This window comes from Ottowia thiooxydans, from assembly GCF_040548795.1.
Taxonomy (GTDB): Bacteria; Pseudomonadota; Gammaproteobacteria; order Burkholderiales; family Burkholderiaceae_C; genus Ottowia; species Ottowia thiooxydans_A.
On the sequence record NZ_JBEPSH010000001.1, the window covers coordinates 20,040 to 36,934 of the forward strand.

Genomic DNA, 16,895 nt, shown 5'->3' on the forward strand with positions numbered 1-16,895 from the left:
TACCGGTCTTGGCGGCCAAGTCCATTTTTGAAATTAAGTGCCGCCGCGCATCTGGGCGCAGGCACGGGTGCCTTGCTGGCACCTCAATTCTGGCCTTACTGGGGGAGTGCGGTACTGGCCACCCACGCTGTGGCCGCCATATCCGGGTTATTGCCTCGTAGTGCTCTGCTGGGCCCCAATCTGGTTCGACTTCCGCCTCAGGCCGCTGCCCGAGGCGAGGTTGCCCTCACATTCGATGATGGTCCAGATCCTGAAGTCACCCCCCAGGTGCTCAACATTCTGGATCGCACTGAACACAGGGTTACTTTCTTTTGTATTGCCGAGCGTGTCCGCGAGCACCCCGCGCTGGCTCTCGAAATTCTGCGTCGCGGGCATTTGATAGAAAATCACACCGATACCCATCCCCATTCCTTTGCCGCTTCTGGCCCCAGGAAGATGGCACTGGAAATCGACCGCGCCCAGTACACATTGCAGGACATTACTGGCCGCGCTCCACAGTTTTTCAGAGCCGTCGCCGGATTGCGTAATCCCTTTCTGGACCCCCTGTTGGCACGGCGTGGCCTGCGTCTGGCGAGCTGGACCCGCAGGCCCTACGATACTCGTACGGGTGATGCGCTGACTGTGCTGCATCGCCTCACGCGGGGCCTGTCTGCGGGCGACATTCTGTTGATGCATGACGGGCATTCGGCCCGAGATGCCACCGGCTCCCCCGTGATTCTGAATGTCTTGCCGCCTCTTCTGGCGGCACTTCAACAACAAGGACTGCACTCTGTCACTTTGCAAGCTGGCTGCATGCCAATTGCCAACCATGCGCTGAAGGAGGTGCAGGTATGAAAAAACCCGATCAAGTTCTGGGCCTCCCCCGAGATAAGCCGACTTCAGCGGCCTCTGTAGCCATTCAAGAGGCTCGGCTTCCCGCTGCGCATGCCGGAGTTTTTCCGGATCAGCATGCCTTGCACAGGGCCTTGGTGGATGTCGCCAGCGCCCGTTATAGGAGTGGAGGGCGTTTCAGCTATCACTTCGCGAGAGGCAAGCTAGGCATCGACCCGCTTTTTATAGACCTGCTCCGTCTGGGCGAATTTCCGGCTCATGGGCGCTTTCTTGATCTGGGTTGCGGCCAGGCGGTTTTTGCATCCTGGCTTCTGGCAGCCCGCCAGTGCTATGAGGCCGGAACATGGCCAGCCGGCTGGAATCCGCCTCCCGTCATGGAAAGCCTTCATGGACTCGAATTGATGTCCAAAGACGTGGCCCGCGCGGAGGCCGCCTTTGCTGGCGAGGCTCGTGTGCGGGTGGAGCGGGGCGACATTTGCCAGACCGGCTTTGAGACCGTGGATGTCATCACCATTTTTGACGTACTGCATTACTTCGGCCCAGATGCACAAGAAGATGTGCTGCGCCGCATTCGGGCCGCTCTACGGCCAGGTGGCGTTCTGCTGGCTCGGGTGGGTGACGCTGCAGGTGGGTTTCGCTTTTCGCTCAGCCGCTGGGTGGATCAGGCGGTCACCTTCGTAAGAGGCCATGGGTTTTCACCCATGTACTGCCGTCCGGTATCAGATTGGGCGCGGACATTGGAAGAGTTGGGCTTTGAAGTGCGGACCATTCGAACAGAAGGCGGGCCACCTTTTGCCAACACGATGCTCATCGCACGGGTACCGCGCCATGGAGTCTCCAAATGAGCTCAAGCACACCATTGGTTCTATCGGCGTTTACTGCGAGTTCAGCGTTGGGTGTTGGATTACAAGCACACCTGGACGCGCTGCAGGCGGGCAAATGCGGCCTGAAACCCTGCGATTTCGAGACCGCGTCTATTGACACCTGGATCGGCGAAGCCCCTGGCATTGACGGCGTGACTTTGCCTCCGGCGGTGGCCGAATACGACTGTCGAAACAATCGTCTCGCTTTGCTGGGCTTGCGCGCCGATGGCTTCGAAGATGCGGTCAGAGCTGCGATGTCTCGTCACGGCGCGGACCGAGTGGCACTGATACTGGGCACCAGCACTTCTGGAATCTTGTCGGCCGAACTGGCTTATCGTGAGCGAGATGCTTCGGGCGCCTTGCCCGAGTGGTTCGATTACCGTTGCACGCACAATACGGCCTCAGTCGGCTCATTCGTGCGCGACTATCTGGGGTTGCGCGGCCCTGTCACTGTGGTGTCCACCGCCTGTTCGTCGTCTGCAAAGGCCTTTGCAGCGGCAGACCGTTTGATATCCAGCGGCTTGGCAGATGCGGCCGTTGTGGGCGGAGTGGATTCACTTTGCCTGACAACGCTTTATGGCTTTTCTTCACTGGAGCTGACGTCACCCGAGCCTTGCAGGCCAGGGGATGCCGAACGCCAGGGCCTTTCAATTGGCGAGGCTGCTGCGTTCGCCCTGCTGGAGCGCGCCTCGGAAAGCTCTGGCGACATTATTTTGAGCGGCTGGGGGGAGTCGAGTGACGCTCATCACATGTCCGCTCCCCATCCAGAAGGGCGGGGGTCTCGTGCGGCCATGCAGCAGGCTCTGGAGCGTGCTGGACTGCGTGCGGCGGATGTCGGCTATATCAACCTCCACGGAACCGCGACGCCCGCCAACGATGCGTCGGAAGGCGCTGCGGTGGCGGCTATTTTTGGCAACAGTGTCCCCTCGAGTTCCACCAAGGGCATGACAGGGCACACGCTGGGTGCCGCAGGGGGCCTGGAGGCAGTCATCTCAGCGCTGGCATTGCGCCACCAACTGCTTCCCGCCAGCGTAGGGACCCTAAAGCCCGACCCTTCCATTGCGATAGAGTTGGTTTTAACGCCAAGAACAGCACCCTCGCTCCAGCACGTGCTCTCCAACTCTTTTGGTTTCGGTGGCAGCAATTGCAGCTTGATTCTGTCCCGAAGGGAGCCCATGTGAAAGTGAATTCAGCCGAGCCTATCCGAGTCTGGGTGGAAGGTATTGGTATGCTGGCACCCGGCATTTCTGATTGGAAGGGCGCACAGTCAATCCTGCGCGGTGAAAGTGCTTATGAATGCACCCCCACTGTGTTGCCAGCGCCCGAGCTGTTGCCTCCAGCAGAGCGCCGGCGAGCCAGCCGAATCGTTAAAGCGGCTTTGGCTGTGGGGCTTGAAGCTTGCCAGCATGCGCAGGTAGATCCAGGCTCCCTGCCCAATGTCTTTGCCTCTTCAGGCGGCGATGGCCACAATTGCCACTCCTTATGTGAGTTGCTCGCGTCTGAGGACCGGCAGATTTCGCCCACTCGATTTCATAATTCGGTGCATAACGCAGCCTCCGGATACTGGTCCATTGCAACGGGGGCAACTCCGGCAGGACAGGTGCTGGGCGCTTTTGACGCCAGCTTTGCCGCCGGTTTGCTGGAAGCCATCAGCCAGGTGGAGATGTCCAGGCAATCTGTGCTGCTGGTAGCCTGCGACAGTGAGTACCCTGACCCTTTGCATGCCAAACGGCCTTTTAGGGACACAGGGGGCCTGGCGCTGGTGCTTTCGCCTGTGCGTACCGAGCGCTCCATTGCACAGATACGCCTGGCCCGCCGCGGTGCCTTGCAGGAGCGAACCTCATCGGAACTCCAGGGAAACCACAGTGCGCTGGCAGCATGCGTTCGTACCATGCCCGGCATGCGTGGCTTGCCCTTGGCTCAAGCACTCATCTTCAACCCAGACGATTCGCAACCCGCACTGCGGGAGGTCGCTATCGAATACTTCACCCCCCAATCGCTTGTGGTGCAGGTGACCAGCGCAGAGGCTCAATGACCGTGCTAGGCTCATCTGTCGTTTGGGCAAGTGCCGCCGGGCAGCAGCGAGACTGGATTGCCACACGCATTCCCCATCAGGGTCTCATGTGTCTGCTCGACAACGTGGTTTTAGCATCTGCGCAGGAGATGGTCTGCACCTCCAGTAGCCATCGTTCGCCACACAATCCTATGCGCGTTGATGGAATGCTAGGGGCTGCCTGCGGTATCGAATACGCCGCTCAGGCCATGGCGTTGCACGGCGCCTTGATAGCTGAAATTAAGGGGACCGATCGTTCCAGCAAGGGGTTTCTGGTCAACGTAAGAAATGTGTCACTGCACGTTGACAGACTTGATGACCTGTCGGAAGACCTCACCGTATCCGCGCGTTGCGAAGCCGACAACGGCGATCATTGCGTCTATGAATTCAAGCTGTCAGCGGCAGAACGCGTCCTTATTCAAGGGCGCGCCATGGTCATGCTGAATGCTTCCACGCCCACCGTATGACTACTTCCGCATCTTCTCTTCGCCGTGCACTGGTAACCGGTGCCAGTGGCGGTATTGGCGGGGCTATTGCCCGCACGCTGGCTGCACAAGGTTTCGAAGTCCTTGTTCACGCCAATCGTCAGCTTGAAGCTGCCCAGGCCCTGGCCTTGGAGATCCAAAGTGCTGGCGGAGTTGCCCGGCCTGTGGTGTTCGACGTGACTGATCGCGGGGCCTGCGATAAAGTCCTGGCCGTGCAGTTGGAGTCAGGGCCCATCCAGGTCATCGTCAACAACGCTGGTATACACGACGACGCCATTTTTCCAGGCATGCGGCCTGAGCAATGGCATCGCGTGATCGACGTCAATCTGAATGGTTTTTTCAATGTCACTCAGCCTTTGATGCTGCCCCTGCTGCGCACGCGTTGGGGTCGCATCATCGCCATTACGTCAGTGGCCGGTCAAGCTGGCAATCGCGGCCAGGTCAATTATTCAGCGGCCAAGGGAGCATTGCACAGCGCGGTCAAAGCGCTGGCGCAAGAATGTGCCAGCAGAGGCGTTACCGTCAACGCGGTCGCGCCTGGGATCATCGCCACGGACATGAGTGAGGGCGCATTCGACGAAGCTTCCATCAAGCGACTGGTGCCCATGCAACGCGCCGGTCAAGCGCAGGAGGTGGCTGACCTTGTGGCCTTCCTGGCGAGCGAAAAATCGAGCTACATCTCTGGGCAGACCATAGGGATCAATGGAGCCATGTACTCATGAGCCCCCAAGGCGCGCGGCTTGGCTGTCGGCGGTGCGCAAGGCTTAGTACCCAGTTGCGGTCGATCGATACGAGCCGCTCGGGCTAAGGTTATATGGTTTTGGTCAAGCGGAAAGTGGTATTTGATCTAACTAAAACCGTTCGGGCTGAGCCTGTCAAAGCCTTGCGCTTCTTTCACCCTCCTCGAACATGCCATCGTTGTGCTGGCTCGCTGGCTCGCTGGCTCGCTGGCGGGGTGGCTGGCCGTGCCTGGCGGGCGTGTTTAACTCAACCGCTATCGGCTGAACAAACGCCTGTAAGCCAGCAAGGGTAGACGCAAAAGAAACCCCAGGAAGAGCCTCGTGTGCATCCATGTGAGCAACGTGTTGTCTCGCAGGTATTTGAAGTGCGAAACGCCACCTTCCTCTGCAGTGAAATACCGCACTGGTGCAGGCAGGTTGATGGGGCGAACGCCAGCCCAACAAAGGCGCACTGCGGCTTCAGGGTCGAAATCAAAGCGGCGCATGAAGCGCTGGTTTCGCATGACGCGGGCGAGCGGGGCGATGGGGTAGACCCTGAAGCCGTACAGCGAATCCCCGATCCCCATCCCCAAGGTTTCCAGGTTAGCCCAACCGTTGGAGACTTTTCTTCCCCATACGCGCAGCCGAGGGGCTTCGGTACCGAAGACCGGAACTCCCAACACCATCCCTGCCGGCGAGGCTTGCGAGGCTTTCATGAAATCCGAAATGAGTTCGGCAGGGTGCTGGCCGTCAGAATCCATCGTCAAAGCATGGGTGAAACCTTCTTGCGCTGCCTGGTCAATTCCAGTCAGGACAGCAGCACCCTTGCCCTGGTTCTGAGGTTTGACAATGACGCGTAAACCTGGGTCGTGGGCCGCCATCTCGCGTAACCAATCAGCGCTGCCGTCAGTGCTGCCGTCCACGACGACCCAAACCGGCGTCCAGTAAGCCCGCGCCGCACGCACTGTCTCCAGCACCTTGCGGCCGGGGTTGTAGCTGGGTATCAGCACCAAGTGTGTGGATGAGGCTCGAGGAGAGGAATGAGGAGGGTGATCGCCCATGTGGGGTATCCAGGAATTTTCAGAACGGGAGTGAGATATTTCTACAGCCTTCAATTCGATATTCGGTGATTTTGGTGAGTCCAACCGATTCCAGCTATGCCCTGATCATATCCAGCAGGGAAGGTGCACTATGCGCGTGTAGATGGCTTGCGCGATCTGACGGTGGGACCGCGCGAAGCGAAGCCTTCTGAGCCTACTTGCGCAAGCATTGGCGAGGCTTGCACGATGGTGCGCAGCGATCGGGAAACGCATTTTTCGCCCAAGATCATCGGGGCTGGGGCGACCCTCCTGCGAGCTTTGCATCGAAACAGCTTGATTCATCGCCCCCATTGACGAATCTGCCGTGAGAACTGCTCGCAGATGGCGAGGTCGTTCACTCAGGGGTGATGTTGCCTTTTTTGATGACTTCCCGCCAAAATACCAAGTCTTTACTGATTCGAGTGCCGAATTGCTGAGGTGATCCTCCTTCAGGTACCGCACCGTCCATGACTGCCAGCTTTTCAGCCAGTTCCTTGTCTCTGATCACCGCATTGATAGCCTTGTTGAGTTGATCGATGATGGGCTGCGGTGTTTTTTTGGGCGCAAGGATGCCATACCAGGTGACGACGTCAAAGCCTTTGACCCCAGCTTCGTCGAGTGTGGGTACCTTTGGCAGCAGCGGCGATCGCGTGAGGGATGTCACGCCCAGCGGCACAAACTTGCCGTCCTGAATGAAGGGGAGCGAGTTGGCCACGTTGCCCTGCATTATTTGTGTGATACCGGCGACGAGGTCATTGCGCGCCGGAGCCGCGCCTTTGTAGTGAATCGGCTGAATGTCCGTTTGGGTTCTTTGTTTGAAGACTTCCATCCCAAGGTGGATGGATGTTCCGATACCGGAAGTTGCGTAATTCAGTTTGCCGGGCTGAGACTGGGCCATCTTGATCAGATCAGCGACTGTACTGACACCAAGAGATTGACTGACGACCAGCACATTGGGCGCCGATGCAAACAGAGCGACGGGCGCAAGTACGTCCAAAGGGCGAGCTGGAAAACCGGGGATCAGGCTAGGGTTGATAGTCAAGGCGTTGGTGGCGACGACCAAAGTGTGCCCGTCCGGAGATGACCTCGCGACCTCGTTGGTCCCCAGCATGGTTCCAGCTCCTGGCTTGTTGTCCACGATGACAGCTTGCTTTAGTTGCTCGGCAAGAAGCTTGGCCAGGCTGCGGGACATGTTGTCGGTGCTGCCTCCTGGAGCGTAAGGGACAACCAATCGGATGGGCTTGCTCGGATAGTCGGATGCCCATGCGGGCAATACCGAGACGCCAAGTAGCGCGCCCAGGAAAATCTTCGATTTCATCATTGAATTGTCTCCTTTATGATTTGGTTTGGAACTCGGTTTTGTCAGGTGGTGGGTGCCAACCCCTGGACAAGACAATGCCTGTCGCCGCCCGCGAACTCCATTGCGAGCGTCAACCGAGCTAGCCGGCCCGCCAGCAAATCGGTTGTCATCCCCATGCCGCCGTGAAGTTGAATGACTTCGTGGGCAGCTTCGCGGGCGCATTGCTGTACGTATAGACGGTTACGAAGGAGAGATGCCCGATCACCCGTTTCGCCGCGGCTGACATGCTCGAATACCGAGGCGCGGCACAGTTCGTATTTCACATAAATGTCGACCAGGCGATGCATAAGAGCTTCGTGCTTGATCAGCTTGGTTCCAAACTGTTGCCGGGTGGCCAGATAGTCTCTCGTCTCCTGAACCATTCTTCCCATGGTCACCACTTGGCTGACACTGGCGAACAGACATTGCGCGGCCTGCAGTTCGATCACCATTTCAGCGTATGGCTGGTTCAGAACGATGCGCTCGCATCGGCTGAGCGTAGGCTGCTCAGCCTTCAATAGACTCACTGACGCTCCGTCCAGCCGTTGGGCAACTGCCACCGCAGTACAACTGCCGCGGGGAACGAGTGTGACGCACGCCGAGCCGTTAGCATCGGAGTGCATAGCCAATAAGGTGTCAGCATATTCACCAAAGGGCCATACCGCGCGTTCAGTACCGCCAAAAGACGCCTGCACGGTGGTACCGAAGCTGCTACCCGTCAGGTGCACGCCTTCTTGATCCCTCAGCATTGACAGCAGGCGCTTGGATGGATCGGCGCGTGCGAGCATGGCGGGTGCAAGGAGCATCTCCATCACGGGGTAGGGGATGGCGGCTTCAGACATCGCCTCGGCAATGCTGGCAACGTCGGTCAAAGTTCCGCCAAAACCGTCATCCGACTCCGGGATGAAGACCAACGTCCAGCCCAGCGGTGTCGACTTCCGCAGACACTCCCCGTAAGCTTGCGCCTGCGCATCGCCTGACTGGTTGTTCATTAACTCAGCGGTTGTCTCCTTCGCCAGCCTTACGGCGGCGTCGTGGATGTCTGATGGGAATATGCAAGGTTTGACGAAGGGCATGATCAATCCTTGTTCAGTTCGCGCGCAATCACCGTGCGTTGGATTTCGCTGGTGCCACCGGCAATGGTTTTTGAGCGGCCGAATGCGTGCACAGCCATCCATTCGACTCGGTCCGCGCTTTCTGCGAAACCTTTGAAAAGCAATGCGTTGCGTAGCCCGTCCAGTTCGACGCCGATCTCGGTCAATCGCTGATGGAGCAGTGTTGTTGTCAGTCTCAGAATCGATGGATTCGCGCCGAGGGGGCGATTCAGACGCGCGTCCTCCAGGACCTGGGTGGCCAGCGCACTGACACCGTCGATTTCTCCCCACGCCAAATCGAGCCGCAATCGGATGGTGTGGTAACTCGGCTCGCCTAGCCATGACTTCTTTTCTTTCAGCAGCGATGCCAGGTGCCGGATGAGTTCCACCAGCCGCGGTATGGCCGCAGTTCCACCCAAACGTTCCCGATCAAGTAGGTATCGTGCATACGTCCAACCCTGGTGTTCGGTGCCAACCAAGTTTTCACGCGGAACCCGGACGTCTGTGAAAAACACCTCGTTGACGTGATGCATGCCATCGATGGTGTGGATAGGGCGCACCTCGATACCGGGCAGTGATAGTGGAACGAGCAGCATGCTTATGCCCTCCTGCCGCTTTCCGCTATGTGCGGTACGTACCAGCGCATACATCATGTCCGACTCATGGGCGTGGGACGTCCAGATCTTCTGGCCGTTGACGACGTAGTGCTTTCCATCGGGGACAGCCCGCATGGACAGTGCGGCCAGATCCGAGCCGGCCTGTGGTTCGGAATAGCCCTGGCACCACCATTCTTCGCCGCTCAGTATCCTGGGAAGATAGCGCTGCCGCTGTGCATCATTGCCGAAGCGAATCAATACCGGCCCGATCTGGCGAATACCGTGGTGATATTGAACGGGACAGTTCTCCTCCGCCATGACGCGCTCGAACAAAAAACGACTTGCTATGTCCCATTCAGCACCACCATGCGCCTTGGGCCAGTCCAGAGCGCCCCAGCCTTTTTTGTTCAAGGAAGCTTGCCAGAAGGCCAGCTCGGAACGGCCTATCTTCTTATGCAACGCTACCTTGCGGCGCAAGTCCGTCGGACACTGTGTGCGCGCAAAGCTGCGTATCTCATCTTCAAGCGCCTTGAGTGCACTATGGGTTCCTGTCATCGTCAGCAACCTCTGAAAAGCGGACGGCGATTTTCAAGGAATGCCATTCGGGCTTCTCGAGCATCTTCGGTCCGGGAAAGCGCGACCGTCATGTTCTGTTCGAACCGATATGCATCGCGTTGCGGCATGAGCGTCGTTACCCTTGCGGATTCCTTGGCCATGCGCACGGCCGTTGGGCTGTTTTCGGCGACCTCGTTGGCGATTGCCATCGCCTCGTCCATGAGCTTGTCACGAGGAACGGACGCCTCGATCAAACCCAGGCGATACAACTCGTTAGCGCTGACCCGCATGCCGGTATAGATCATGCGGCGAGCACGAGATTTACCGAACACCCGCTGCAGGGACGCCGTTCCACCAGCCAGGCCCACCTTGATTTCGGGCATGGAGATCCAGGCTTCATTGGAAGCGATCCAAATATCGCAATGCATGACGAGACCAAAGCCAGCGCCTATGGCTGGACCGTTTATAGCGGCGATCACCGGTCGAGAACACTCGTTTATGGCGTTACCCACTTCGCGGGCGTTGCGATTGTGTGCCCAGTATGAACCTGCTTCCTTGAAGTGGTCACGTTCGCGCAGATCAGCTCCCGCAGAAAATTTGTCACCGCTACCGGTCAGAATGACGCAGCGAACGTCTACCATGTCGTTGATGGTATCGAACGCCCGTATCAATTCCTGTCGCATGGTGGTGTTCTGGGCATTGACCGGCGGGCGGTTCATTCGGACCACAGCGACGTGGCCGTGAGTTTCAAACTGGATGTGAGAGAAGTCCATGACGGAAGCAAATGACTCGTTGTTCATACACGTGCTCTATTGAACCAATCCGATTTCGATAAGATGCTCGATCTGCTGGTCATTGAGACCCGCGAGTTCGCGCAGAATCTCTTTGCTGTGCTCTCCCAGGTCAGGGGGCAATCCATGCTGAGGCGGCGTTTTTGAGAATCGGATGGGATTGCGCACAAAAGACATGGCGCCTGCCTTGGGGTGTTGCATGGTCTGCACTACCTCTCTGGCGCGGACCTGAGGGTCGTCAAAAACCTCAGAAACGCGATTGACCGTCCCGCACGGGACTCCCAGCGGCTCTAGCTTGCTGACCCAGTAAGCGCGGTCTTGCTCCATCAATCGCGCTTCGAGCAACGGAATCAAGATATCCCTATGGCGCGTGCGCGAAGGGTTGTCCATAAAACGTGAGTCAGTTTTGAGTTCCGGGCAACCCAAGGCGTCGCACAACTTTTGAAACTGCCCCCCAGTGCTGCCTGCCACGATGTTGATGTAGCCGTCCCTGCATCTGCACGTTTGATTGGGCGTGATAGTTGGATGCCGGTTGCCATGGCGTTCAGGTTCTTCGCCGGAAGCCAGGTAGCCCTGCGCCACGTTGGCAAGAAGGGCCATTTGAACTTCCAGCAACGACAGGTCGATATGCTGGCCTTCGCCCCTCCGCTCACGATGGAGCAGCGCAGCGAGCACTGATGTTGCGGCGTACAAACCGGTGTTCAGGTCCGACATAGCCACACCTGTTCGGTAAGGAGAACTGCCTGGCTCATCTTCTCGGGGGCCGGTGATACTCATCAAACCGGACATTCCCTGTAGAATTAAATCGTAGGCGGCACGATAACGGTAAGGCCCCGTCTGTCCAAAACCGGTAATTGAGCAATACACCAAACCAGGGTGGATTTTTGATAATTCTGGATAATCTAGTCCAAATCGTGCAAGGTCGCCAACTTTGTAGTTTTCAATCAGCACATCACATTTGCAAGCCAAAGATCTGACAACATCAGTCGCCTCAGGGCGGGAGAAATCAATTGCCAATGATTTTTTCCCTCGGTTGGCGCTGGCGAAGTAGCTTGCCAGTTTTGATTGGCCGTCTTCGCTTTTGAAAAATGGACCAAACTTTCGCGTGCTGTCGCCGGTATCAATTCGTTCTATTTTTATGACCTCCGCGCCGAGGTCTGCGAATAATTGAGTGGCCCAAGGCCCAGCCAATACACGCGTCATGTCTAAAATGCGATATCCAGAAAGCGCGCCTCTCATTAATTTTCCTTTTGAATTTTTGATTCAGCAAGAATCCTATCAAGCCTGGGTACTATCGGGCCAATGCTTGATATGAATGGAGCCATAACATCGAGATATGACATGAATCTTCAACAGCTACGCTACCTTCGTGAAGTTCTGCGAAGCGGACTCAGTATTTCTGAAGCGGCGCGGCGACTGCACACCTCTCAGCCCGGCGTAAGCCGACAGTTACGGCAACTTGAGGAAGAGTTGAACGTGACGCTATTCATCAGGCAGCGCAACGCAGTGGTGCATGTCAACCCGGAGGCGCAGCCGATCATTGATTTGGCGCTTCGTATTGCCGATGATCTGGACAGGTTGCTCGAGCTGGGACGTCAACGCCGGTCTGAGTTGCTGGATATCAGGGTTGCGGCGTCACACACGCTGGCTCGCTATATGGTGCCGCGAGCGTTACGGCTGTTCTCGTCGGTCCATGCGTCCACTCGAATCAACCTGGCCAATGCCACTCCGCTTGAGTCTTTGGAGCAGGTCAATACCGGTCAAGCACACATTGCGGTTACGACGGAACTCGCCGAGCATTTTGATCGACTTGCCTACATTCCATGCTATCTGTTGCCGCGTGTATTGATCATGCCAGCGAACCATCCGTTGGCCAATTTAGAGCTGCTCACCATGGAGGCGTTGGTCAAATATCCGATGATCGCTTATGACCGGGCTTTTACGGGACGAAATATCCTGGACAGCGCGTTTGCGCGAAGAAATTTAACACCGAACGTGACCATTAGTGCCATCGGTGTGGACATGGTAAAAAGCTGTGTGCGTGACGGTCTGGGTATTGCGATTATCACGAGTTTATCGTTGACGGAGGACGATCGAGCTGCTTTATGCGTGCGTTCCGTTGATCATTTGTTTGAACCCACTACGGTGTATGCAGTATTTGATAAAAGAATGGGGTTGCCCGCGACAGTACGTAATTTTCTGCTCGCATTTGCACCCCATATAGTCGCGGTGTCGACTGAGCAGCTTTCAATTGGCGAGGTTGATCGCTCTATGGCAAAAATCTGGGTGAATTAAGAAATATCTGCTTTTCCGGGGAGATAATAGATATTTTTAGTCGGTATCCGTAGGCGATCAATTCGTAAATGGGGTCCACCGCAACACTACGCATGGGGGGCGATCTTGATGCTTCCTTTTTTTGTTCTGCCTTTGCGATTTATTATCCACATTCGCAAGTGGAAATGGGTGGGTATTTTCCATTTCTCAGAGGCTTTTATGGCGCTCTCTTCAATTCCTCTGTGCGCTGTTGAGGGGGGCGGCTGAGAGGTGCTCACGAAAATAGAGCTCAATTTCGCGCCCAAAATGTTGCGGTTGCTGGATAGCGTCAAAGCGCTGCCCTCGTCTCACGCGTACGGTGAGCGGAAGGCGAGGCGGGCGCCACATGGGCCACTGCTTGCCCAGGTAGTTGGAGCTCATTTCAATCATCAGCGCTTGCACAGGAACGCCAGCACGCGCCGCAATGACGCCCGCTGTAGCGGAGCATGGGCTTACCGGGGGGGTGTTGGTGCGTGTGCCCTCAGGGAAGATCACAAGGCACGCGCCATCTCGAAGTTCGTGGATGGCACTTCGTATCATGGGCAGAGGAGAGTCATTGACTATGTAGCGCGCCATCCGAGCACCGGCACCCAGCAGCAGGTTGTGCATCAGCCCGGCTTTCATGACGCACACGGCATTGGGAAGGCACGACACCAGGACGATGGCGTCAAAAAGTGACGGGTGGTTGGCTACCACCACCATGGGTTCCCGCCGACGGCCGAATTCTTTGACTTCCTGCAGATCAAACCGGCAGCCGCAAAAAATGGCCAGCAAACGCAGGAGAATTCGAAACCCGGTTCGAATGGCTGCGCGCCCAATATGCTTGGCGCGCGACTCAGGAAGTACGACGCCCAAAATCATTGCGAACGGTGTCCAGGAAAGGCAAATGAGCGTCAGCAGTCCGACGCCCAAGGCCATAGCTAGAGGTTCATAGACACGCCAGAGTAATTTCGGCACAAAAGAGCGGTAGGCTTAGAAAAACGTGAGCGCAGGGCAAGCTGCGCCAGCGGGCGCTGCCCAGGTTGAATTATGCTTAAACTGGCACGAACTGCTTGTCGGACACCCTCCAAAATTTGCCGACTGTTGTTACCCGGCTATTTTGCCTCTTCCTGCGCTTCGCAGGCTAAGCCATCCAGCCACCGCGCCCAGTGCGCCACCCGCAATCACATCCAGCAGCAGGTGCTGCTTGACCGCGAGTGTGGAATAACAAATGCCCGCACACCAGAGTGCGTCTACCACCCTTAACCATATGGGTGCTCTCACAGACCGAAATATGGTTTGCAGCCACATGAATGAAAACACGGCTGCTGCCACGTGCAGTGAGGGGAGGGCGTTTCCATTCGTGTCTACGGCGTACATCATCGCAAACATCCCGCCTCCTTCGCGCGGTCCTACCGCCGCTGACACGGAAGTTGGCCAGAAAACGAAAATCAGCAGGCTGAGGGCGCACATCAAGCCAATATGCAGGCCATACTTGGTGAGTTGCTTCAAGTCTGGTTGAAGTGCTACAGGCAATGTTGTGTAGACCCAGAGCGAGAGATACAAAGCCAGTGCCCATGGTTGAAAGCCTATCCAGCGGTCAAGCTGGGTAGCAGGTATTTGAGTGACCTCGAAGACCGGATTGCGCTGTATGTAGAGATACAGGTAGAAAAAAATAAACAGAAATACAGTGTTGCCTGTAGCTTTCAGAAAAGGCAGGGTCCGAAATCGTCGGCGCATGTCCTCTAGCCAGGGACTGGCACTTTTATGGGACAGAGCGGTTTTTGTCATGCGCGTCCTTGAGTGTCATTCACACTTTCGCCGCCTGACCAACTCATGGCAAGCAGCATGGCCAGCAAGGCGCCCGGCCCTACAGTAGCCCCGACGGCGTGAAGTACGGGAACCTTTGAAAATGACAGAACGCCAAATCCAATCATGGTGGAGATATTGGCCATGGCCAAGGACGCCAGAGCTGTCGCGCGAGGAAGGCCTGTGCTTCCTGGCGTTGACCCTGGCGTGTCATCGCCCACACGCTGATGGAAGAACAGTGCGTAGTTGGATCCCACGGCAATGATAAGCAGCAGGCCGACCAAGTGCAGCAGAGTCATTCGCACCCCTCCAAGGACGTGTCCAGCCATCACCAGAACCACGGCACCTGCCAGCGGGAGCACTACCTTGAGAACCTGAACCGGGTTGCGCAACGCAACCGCAAGCAAAAGCACCACACAAAGTCCACCTATCGTGGCAAGCATAAGTGCTTGTTGCAAGTACTGACCGAACATGCTGGTGGCTTGTTCTTCCAGATCCAGATAGAACACATCAATGCCCGGTCCCGGTGACGCGAGCAGCGTGTTGGCGGCTGCCTTGGCTGCAGCTGCCTCAGTCGCGCCCCCACCTTCAGGCATTTTGATTGGCATCAAGACAGACCAGCCTTCAGCGCGCTGCAGTAGAAGGCTCTGCACGGCAAAAGCGAAACTGGTGCCCTGCAGCACCTTGGCATTGAGTTCCGGCGCCGTACGCGCATTCGCAACATCTTCTATGAAGGGTTCAAGCCTTGCCGCTTGAAGCGGCAGACCGCTCAGTGCTGACGTCAGGCGCTGGCGCAGCTCCGGTTCTTCGGGGAGGGCACTTCTGCGCGCGATCTGCGTGGCCTGGCTGGGCATGAAGCGCGCAGGAGTTTCGATTCCCCGGATCTTGCCGCTGTCAATCAGGGGCTGCAGTTGCTTCTCGATCTGCTCTGCAGCCGCCAGCGCCGCGTCCTGTGTGGCGGCTGAGACGACCACCATGTGGGTCAGATCTGGCGCCCCGGCATCTTTGCGCAATTCCTCGTCAATTTTCTGCAGGTCCATAGGCGCGGGATTCAAACCTGAGAGGCCTTCTGACCACAGTTGCGAACGTCCCATGATGACGACCACCAAGGCTGCCAGCGCCAGAGCGGCCACCGGCCACCGCAAGCGGCGTGCCCAAGTACTCAGGCTGGCCATGCGCGCACCCAGCCACTCAATGCGTTCCATGGGAACGGGCGCGGTGGGCAAGGCAGGAAGTACAAAACGGGTGATGGCCGCTGCGGCGATCAGGCCCGCGACAGAATAAGCGCCCAGTTGCGCCAGCCCCGGAAAACTGGAAAACAGGAGCACCGCGAACCCGCACACTGAGGTGGCAACGCCCAACCTGATAGTAGGCCAATAGCTGCGTCGCCATGTGTCGGGGTCATGGGCTTGCACCAGGTAATAAATGCTGTAGTCGATCGATTCGCCAATCAGGGTTGTTCCAAACCCTATGGTGATGGCGTGGATGGTGTCAAAGCCCAGTCCTACTGTCGCAACGGCCACAAGAATGCCCGATGCCACAGGAATCAATCCAATCACCACATTGCGTATGGACCTATACACGGCAAACAGCAATGCGAACACCGTGAGACTACCAATCAATGAAAGGCGTTCCACCTCGGATTTGATGGTGCTGCGCGCGTGGACGGAAAACACCGGCGTACCGGACATCAGCAGACGCAACTCCCCGGTGGGATTGGCTTCGTCAAAGGCTGCCTGAATGTTTGCCAAGGTGCGCTCTTGAGCATCGGTGTCGGTGCCGGAGGCAGAGGTCATGGTGACCAGCAAGGCGCGTTCACCATCGGCCGAAGCCCAGGCGCCATCGCTGGTAGAAGGCATATTGGCGCCTGAAATGGAATCGAGCGTCCTGACCAATTCACCCGTTGGGTCACGCGGCAGCAGGCTTTTCAGCAAAAGGCCAGCAGAGCCAGAGAGGTCGGCTACGGTCTGAGAGATGGCCTCGTGCAGACCGGCAGCACTGAATCGCTCCGAAGTCACGGCCGGGCTCAACAAATATCGGTAATTGAGCACCAGTTCCTGGTCATGCTCGCGACTGGCTTCATCGCCATTGACCACGCCTACAAATTCACTGCTGGCACGCAGCTTTGCCGCCAGGGCGCGAGATGCATCTGCGCGGGCCAATGAAGTACCGCCGTCAATGCCCATCAACACCATGCGTGAGAGGGCGCCTTCACGAATCTGATCAACCAGCAGGCGCTGGCGCGCATCCGGGTCCTTGGGCAGAAAGGCCGACATATCGGTGCTGAACCGGCTTGTCGCCACAATCGCGACGCATGAGACCATGATCAAGGCCCAAAGCCATAGCGCGCCGCGTGAGGAGCCGGCGCGTACTGAAGTCGAAGGCATTG

At 57.3% G+C, this 16,895-nt stretch carries 16 protein-coding genes; 7 read left to right on the plus strand and 9 right to left on the minus strand.

Annotated features, from left to right (window positions below; all coding sequences use genetic code 11):
• Nucleotides 1–27 precede the first annotated feature (27 nt).
• The 6 genes from ABIE13_RS00085 to fabG are packed head-to-tail and all read left to right on the plus strand — an operon-like array spanning nucleotide 28 to nucleotide 4,954.
• Nucleotides 28–834 carry a polysaccharide deacetylase family protein gene (locus ABIE13_RS00085; protein WP_354440083.1) on the plus strand — a complete coding sequence of 269 codons (807 nt, stop codon included), beginning with the start codon at nucleotides 28–30 and terminating at the stop codon, nucleotides 832–834.
• Nucleotides 831–1,676, plus strand: a complete 846-nt coding sequence (locus ABIE13_RS00090; RefSeq protein ID WP_354440085.1) for a class I SAM-dependent methyltransferase — start codon at nucleotides 831–833, stop codon at nucleotides 1,674–1,676. The genes ABIE13_RS00085 and ABIE13_RS00090 overlap by 4 nt, the downstream gene beginning before the upstream one ends.
• The gene (locus ABIE13_RS00095) at nucleotides 1,673–2,875 is read left to right on the plus strand and encodes a beta-ketoacyl-[acyl-carrier-protein] synthase family protein (RefSeq protein WP_354440086.1); all 1,203 of its coding nucleotides are present in this window, start codon (nucleotides 1,673–1,675) and stop codon (nucleotides 2,873–2,875) included. Before ABIE13_RS00090 ends, ABIE13_RS00095 begins: the two co-directional genes overlap by 4 nt.
• On the plus strand, nucleotides 2,872–3,729 hold the full coding sequence (locus ABIE13_RS00100; RefSeq protein WP_354440088.1) for a beta-ketoacyl synthase chain length factor: 858 nt from the start codon (nucleotides 2,872–2,874) through the stop codon (nucleotides 3,727–3,729). Before ABIE13_RS00095 ends, ABIE13_RS00100 begins: the two co-directional genes overlap by 4 nt.
• A complete protein-coding gene (locus ABIE13_RS00105; protein WP_354440090.1) occupies nucleotides 3,726–4,214 on the plus strand; it encodes a hydroxymyristoyl-ACP dehydratase in 489 nt (162 codons plus the stop codon). Before ABIE13_RS00100 ends, ABIE13_RS00105 begins: the two co-directional genes overlap by 4 nt.
• Nucleotides 4,211–4,954 (plus strand): 3-oxoacyl-ACP reductase FabG, encoded by a 744-nt coding sequence (gene fabG, locus ABIE13_RS00110; RefSeq protein WP_354440092.1) that lies wholly within the window; start codon nucleotides 4,211–4,213, stop codon nucleotides 4,952–4,954. Before ABIE13_RS00105 ends, fabG begins: the two co-directional genes overlap by 4 nt.
• A 272-nt stretch (nucleotides 4,955–5,226) precedes the next feature.
• Here the strand turns inward: fabG and ABIE13_RS00115 are convergent, their stop codons facing one another.
• From ABIE13_RS00115 to ABIE13_RS00140, 6 genes are all read right to left on the minus strand, one after another.
• Complete coding sequence (locus ABIE13_RS00115; protein WP_354440094.1) at nucleotides 5,227–6,012, minus strand: glycosyltransferase family 2 protein; 786 nt, start codon at nucleotides 6,010–6,012, stop codon at nucleotides 5,227–5,229.
• A gap of 373 nt (nucleotides 6,013–6,385) precedes the next feature.
• On the minus strand, nucleotides 6,386–7,351 hold the full coding sequence (locus ABIE13_RS00120; protein ID WP_354440096.1) for a Bug family tripartite tricarboxylate transporter substrate binding protein: 966 nt from the start codon (nucleotides 7,349–7,351) through the stop codon (nucleotides 6,386–6,388).
• A gap of 41 nt (nucleotides 7,352–7,392) precedes the next feature.
• Nucleotides 7,393–8,445 (minus strand): acyl-CoA dehydrogenase, encoded by a 1,053-nt coding sequence (locus ABIE13_RS00125; protein ID WP_354440098.1) that lies wholly within the window; start codon nucleotides 8,443–8,445, stop codon nucleotides 7,393–7,395.
• A gap of 2 nt (nucleotides 8,446–8,447) precedes the next feature.
• Entirely contained in the window at nucleotides 8,448–9,614 is a 1,167-nt protein-coding gene (locus ABIE13_RS00130) for an acyl-CoA dehydrogenase family protein (protein WP_354440099.1), read from the minus strand.
• 2 nt (nucleotides 9,615–9,616) lie between these two features.
• Nucleotides 9,617–10,414: an enoyl-CoA hydratase/isomerase family protein gene (locus tag ABIE13_RS00135; protein ID WP_354440100.1), complete on the minus strand. Its 798-nt coding sequence runs from the start codon at nucleotides 10,412–10,414 to the stop codon at nucleotides 9,617–9,619.
• A gap of 9 nt (nucleotides 10,415–10,423) precedes the next feature.
• Nucleotides 10,424–11,644: a CaiB/BaiF CoA transferase family protein gene (locus tag ABIE13_RS00140; protein WP_354440102.1), complete on the minus strand. Its 1,221-nt coding sequence runs from the start codon at nucleotides 11,642–11,644 to the stop codon at nucleotides 10,424–10,426.
• Between the two features lie 102 nt (nucleotides 11,645–11,746).
• Between ABIE13_RS00140 and ABIE13_RS00145 the strand changes: the two genes are divergently transcribed.
• Nucleotides 11,747–12,700, plus strand: coding sequence for a LysR substrate-binding domain-containing protein (locus ABIE13_RS00145; protein ID WP_354440103.1), 954 nt, complete (start codon nucleotides 11,747–11,749; stop codon nucleotides 12,698–12,700).
• Between the two features lie 210 nt (nucleotides 12,701–12,910).
• On the opposite strand, the gene ABIE13_RS00150 is transcribed toward ABIE13_RS00145, so the two are convergent.
• The 3 genes from ABIE13_RS00150 to ABIE13_RS00160 form a co-directional block, all read right to left on the minus strand.
• Nucleotides 12,911–13,636: a lysophospholipid acyltransferase family protein gene (locus ABIE13_RS00150; RefSeq protein ID WP_354440104.1), complete on the minus strand. Its 726-nt coding sequence runs from the start codon at nucleotides 13,634–13,636 to the stop codon at nucleotides 12,911–12,913.
• A gap of 168 nt (nucleotides 13,637–13,804) precedes the next feature.
• Nucleotides 13,805–14,488 (minus strand): phosphatase PAP2 family protein, encoded by a 684-nt coding sequence (locus ABIE13_RS00155; protein WP_354440105.1) that lies wholly within the window; start codon nucleotides 14,486–14,488, stop codon nucleotides 13,805–13,807.
• Nucleotides 14,485–16,893 (minus strand): MMPL family transporter, encoded by a 2,409-nt coding sequence (locus ABIE13_RS00160; RefSeq protein ID WP_354440106.1) that lies wholly within the window; start codon nucleotides 16,891–16,893, stop codon nucleotides 14,485–14,487. The genes ABIE13_RS00155 and ABIE13_RS00160 overlap by 4 nt, the downstream gene beginning before the upstream one ends.
• Nucleotides 16,894–16,895 lie beyond the last annotated feature (2 nt).

What these genes read in the sequence shown, in the direction of transcription:
- ABIE13_RS00090 (WP_354440085.1), top strand. Translation starts at nt 831, where the DNA reads ATGAAAAAACCCGATCAAGTTCTGGGCCTCCCCCGAGATAAGCCGACT.
- ABIE13_RS00150 (WP_354440104.1), bottom strand. Translation starts at nt 13,636, where the DNA reads ATGGCCTTGGGCGTCGGACTGCTGACGCTCATTTGCCTTTCCTGGACA.
- ABIE13_RS00140 (WP_354440102.1), bottom strand. Translation starts at nt 11,644, where the DNA reads ATGAGAGGCGCGCTTTCTGGATATCGCATTTTAGACATGACGCGTGTA.
- ABIE13_RS00125 (WP_354440098.1), bottom strand. Translation starts at nt 8,445, where the DNA reads ATGCCCTTCGTCAAACCTTGCATATTCCCATCAGACATCCACGACGCC.
- ABIE13_RS00155 (WP_354440105.1), bottom strand. Translation starts at nt 14,488, where the DNA reads ATGACAAAAACCGCTCTGTCCCATAAAAGTGCCAGTCCCTGGCTAGAG.
- ABIE13_RS00095 (WP_354440086.1), top strand. Translation starts at nt 1,673, where the DNA reads ATGAGCTCAAGCACACCATTGGTTCTATCGGCGTTTACTGCGAGTTCA.
- ABIE13_RS00145 (WP_354440103.1), top strand. Translation starts at nt 11,747, where the DNA reads ATGAATCTTCAACAGCTACGCTACCTTCGTGAAGTTCTGCGAAGCGGA.
- ABIE13_RS00115 (WP_354440094.1), bottom strand. Translation starts at nt 6,012, where the DNA reads ATGGGCGATCACCCTCCTCATTCCTCTCCTCGAGCCTCATCCACACAC.
- ABIE13_RS00120 (WP_354440096.1), bottom strand. Translation starts at nt 7,351, where the DNA reads ATGATGAAATCGAAGATTTTCCTGGGCGCGCTACTTGGCGTCTCGGTA.
- ABIE13_RS00135 (WP_354440100.1), bottom strand. Translation starts at nt 10,414, where the DNA reads ATGAACAACGAGTCATTTGCTTCCGTCATGGACTTCTCTCACATCCAG.
- ABIE13_RS00105 (WP_354440090.1), top strand. Translation starts at nt 3,726, where the DNA reads ATGACCGTGCTAGGCTCATCTGTCGTTTGGGCAAGTGCCGCCGGGCAG.
- fabG (WP_354440092.1), top strand. Translation starts at nt 4,211, where the DNA reads ATGACTACTTCCGCATCTTCTCTTCGCCGTGCACTGGTAACCGGTGCC.
- ABIE13_RS00160 (WP_354440106.1), bottom strand. Translation starts at nt 16,893, where the DNA reads ATGCCTTCGACTTCAGTACGCGCCGGCTCCTCACGCGGCGCGCTATGG.
- ABIE13_RS00130 (WP_354440099.1), bottom strand. Translation starts at nt 9,614, where the DNA reads ATGACAGGAACCCATAGTGCACTCAAGGCGCTTGAAGATGAGATACGC.